This window comes from Arthrobacter sp. Cr_A7, assembly GCF_029222765.1.
Taxonomy (GTDB): Bacteria; Actinomycetota; Actinomycetes; order Actinomycetales; family Micrococcaceae; genus Arthrobacter.
Window position 1 is genome coordinate 1 of sequence record NZ_JARHXQ010000278.1, and the last position, 3,020, is coordinate 3,020.

Annotated in this window: 6 protein-coding genes; 4 read left to right on the top strand and 2 right to left on the bottom strand. The window is 66.4% G+C overall.

Annotated elements, in window-relative coordinates; all coding sequences use genetic code 11:
• Positions 1-27: 27 nt before the first annotated feature.
• Together P2Q66_RS16460 and P2Q66_RS16465 are read right to left on the bottom strand one after the other, a co-directional pair.
• Entirely contained in the window at positions 28-243 is a 216-nt protein-coding gene (locus tag P2Q66_RS16460; protein WP_079598148.1) for a hypothetical protein, read from the bottom strand.
• 134 nt (positions 244-377) lie between these two features.
• Complete coding sequence (locus P2Q66_RS16465; RefSeq protein WP_079598181.1) at positions 378-620, bottom strand: hypothetical protein; 243 nt, start codon at positions 618-620, stop codon at positions 378-380.
• Between the two features lie 73 nt (positions 621-693).
• On the opposite strand from P2Q66_RS16465, the gene P2Q66_RS16470 reads away from it, so the two are divergent.
• The 4 genes from P2Q66_RS16470 to P2Q66_RS16485 all read left to right on the top strand — a co-directional run.
• Positions 694-1,161, top strand: coding sequence for a MarR family transcriptional regulator (locus P2Q66_RS16470; protein ID WP_115526155.1), 468 nt, complete (start codon positions 694-696; stop codon positions 1,159-1,161).
• Positions 1,162-1,256: 95 nt separating this feature from the next.
• Positions 1,257-1,826, top strand: a complete 570-nt coding sequence (locus P2Q66_RS16475) for an SSI family serine proteinase inhibitor (RefSeq protein WP_275729846.1) — start codon at positions 1,257-1,259, stop codon at positions 1,824-1,826.
• Positions 1,804-2,733, top strand: a complete 930-nt coding sequence (locus P2Q66_RS16480) for a 3-methyladenine DNA glycosylase (RefSeq protein ID WP_275729849.1) — start codon at positions 1,804-1,806, stop codon at positions 2,731-2,733. The genes P2Q66_RS16475 and P2Q66_RS16480 overlap by 23 nt, the downstream gene beginning before the upstream one ends.
• On the top strand, positions 2,730-3,020 hold a 291-nt coding region (locus P2Q66_RS16485), incomplete at its 3' end, for a serine protease inhibitor (protein ID WP_275729851.1). The genes P2Q66_RS16480 and P2Q66_RS16485, both read left to right, overlap by 4 nt.

Consider the following 3,020-nt stretch of genomic DNA (forward strand, 5'->3'; position numbering starts at 1 on the left):
GGGCTGGTGGATCCTGCAACGGGCGGCTCAGGCCTCCCGGTCCAGGTCTTCGCGGCGTACGGCGTAGTGGTGTCCGGTCGAGTCGGTTTCCACCACGAAGTGCGAGAGATCCTCCTCCGAGGCCTGCTCGAATTCGTCATGCTTGTGCACTACGGGCGTATCGGTGTCCAGCCGGGTGGCAGGCCCAAAGAAGAAGCGGAGCCTGTCTGTCGCGCTCATGAACCCGCTGAGTACATGTGGCATTGTTTTCCACCCCCTTCCCGGTATGCCGGGGCAAAGAGTTTTCTGGCATTTTCGGGTGCCAGTGCCCTTATTTTACGCCGCAGCCCGGGAAAAGGCTCCGACGGGCGGAGTGCAGGCAGGCCGCAGGCACCCGGTCAGCGCAGGGACTTGTCGTCGGGGTTCCTGGGAACAACGTAGGTGCTGCCGTCCGGCCGCGTGATGGTCTCCCACTGCTGGCTTTCGGCTTCCCGCTGGGCGAGCAGCCGCCGGTTCTCCTCGGTCATGTCGTGAACCAGGGAGGATCGGTTGGCTGGACCGAAGATGGCCCGCAGCTTGCCGGTGGCCCGCATGAACCTCTGTGAGGCGTTGCCTTGATACTCCGAGTTGCCCTTGCCCATGTCCGGCCCCTTTCCCATATTTCCTACCAAGAGTGTACGCTAATAATTAGTGCACTAACAATTGGAGGACGCCTTGAAGACCGCGGCAACGGCAGACGCCGGACAGGACGACGACCTGCTCCTGGAGCATCAACTGTGCTTCGCCCTCACGGTCGCGGCACGGAGCGTTGTGGGGGCCTACAAGCCCGTGCTGGAGAAACTCAACCTGACGCACCCGCAGTACCTCGTGATGCTGTCCCTTTGGGAAACCAGCCCCCGGACCGTGCGGAACATCAGCGAAGCGCTGGCGCAGGAACCGGCCACCATTTCACCGCTGCTCCGCCGGCTCGAGGCGGCCGGCCTGATTACCCGCGGCCGGGCAGACGGGAACGAGCGGGCGCTCGCCGTCGAACTGACCCCACAAGGAGCAGCCCTGCGGCAGCAGGCCCTGCAGGTTCCCGGGACCATGATGGAACGGCTCGGGCTGACGCGGGAGCAGGTCGCCGAATTGCATGCGTCCATGATGGGCCTCATCGCCGCCACGGCCGAAGGCCGTCCCTAGAGGCGCGGGGCAGGCAGGGGCGCAGGGGCTCCGGCGCGGCCCGGAACAGGCTCAGCACAGCAGCTAGAATCGAAGGATGAAAGAGGCATCGGGCCATGCATAAAATGCGGTTGCGCCTGGCAGCCCTGGCAATTGCCGCGCTTCTGATGCCGGCTTGCACCCCTACCCCGGACGGCGGATCACCGTCGCCCTCGGCGACGCCTTCCGCCCCATCGGCAACGGCCTCCGGGACTTCCGCACCTTCACCCTCACCGGACGCTGAAACCTCGGTTCCGGCGCCGGCTCCGGCCCCTTCGCTGCCGTCCGCTGCGGGCCCGGGCCAGGGCAATGCCGAACTGGCCATCACGGTCATCCCTGCCGAAGGCGAGCCCGAGGTAAGCCATACGCTGGTGTGCGAGGCGGGTGTCCCTGCCGCCGAAAGCAGCCACCCCGACGCCGCGGCGGCCTGCGCAGCCCTGAAGGACAACGCCGCCCTGTTGACCCCGGCAACTCCCGGCACCGCCCAGGCCTGCACGGAACAGTACGGCGGGCCGCAAAAAGCGACGGTCACCGGAGTGGTGGACGGGGTGCCCGTGGACACGGAGTTCGCCCGTACCAACGGCTGCGAAATCAGCGCCTGGGATGGCGCAAAGGATGTTCTTGGTGCCGCCGGTGGAGCAGCTTAACCTCCTGGCGGCGGACGAGTGGAGGGCGCGGGAAGAAGCCCACCAGCAGCGCGTCGGCCGTTACGCTGATCCCTACCTTGCGCGCAGGTCCGCCGGGCAGAAACATCCCGTCGAGGACTTCCTCTTCACCTATTACACGCAAAAACCCGGCCAGTTGCGCCGCTGGCACCCCGGGGCAGGGGCTGTCCTTCCGGGAGAGGAAGCGGCCGTCCGCAGAGGCTGGAAACACTACCGGATGCTCGACGACGGCGAGCTTGCCGCCCTGGGGCTGCCGGCGGGAAGCACCGCGGTCACCGTTGACCGGAGCGCCTTCCTTGCCGACCGAAGGGACGCGGTGGCTTTTGCCGGCATCATCCTGCGGGGCACAGCGGCACGGCCGGCACAGTTCGGCTGTTTCGGCCTGCACGAATGGGCCATGGTGTACCACCAGGACAGGTTCGACCTGCGCCACGAGTACCTCCAGTTGCGTCTGGGACCGGCGGGCACGGACAAGGTGGTGGAGGACAACCGGATCCGCTGCACGCACTTTGACGCGTTCCGCTTCTATACCCCTGATGCCACTCCCCTGAACGAGTTTGCACCCACCCGCGAAACCCAGCGGCAACTGGAGCAGCCGGGCTGCCTGCACGCCAACATGGACCTGTACAAGTGGGCGTACAAGCTGCTGCCCGTGCTTCCCAGCGAACTGGTGATGGACTGTTTCGAGTTGTCCTGGCGGATCCGCGCCATGGACATGCAGGCCTCCCCCTATGACCTGGCCGAATGGGGATACCCCGCGATCCCGATCGAGACGCCGCAGGGCAAGGCCGCCTACGTTGAGTACCAGCGGTCCTTTGCAGCGGAGGCGGCAGTACTGCGGGAGCGGCTTGCCCTGGCGCTGGCGGCCGTATCGGCGGGCGTTCAATGATCGATCTCATCGTCAGGCTGCGGGAGGACCCCGCCGCCGTCGAATACGAATTCCGGCTGAAAGCCACTGACGGCACGCCGTCTGCGGACTCAACAGTGCCGGACCCGGCCGCTGCCCTCGCTGTGGTGGAGAGGTTCGGCGAACGGATATTCTTTCCCACGCCGGCACCGCCGAGGCTCTGCACCCAGCAGTATGGCGGGCCGCAGGTGGCCGTGGTCAGCGGAACTTTCCACGGGCGCCGTGTTGAAGCCGTATTCAGCCGGACAGACGGCTGCGAGATTTCGCGC

Bases quoted from the DNA above. Each gene is read 5' to 3' on its own strand.
- P2Q66_RS16460 (WP_079598148.1), bottom strand. From the start codon at position 243: ATGCCACATGTACTCAGCGGGTTCATGAGCGCGACAGACAGGCTCCGC.
- P2Q66_RS16465 (WP_079598181.1), bottom strand. From the start codon at position 620: ATGGGCAAGGGCAACTCGGAGTATCAAGGCAACGCCTCACAGAGGTTC.
- P2Q66_RS16475 (WP_275729846.1), top strand. From the start codon at position 1,257: ATGCATAAAATGCGGTTGCGCCTGGCAGCCCTGGCAATTGCCGCGCTT.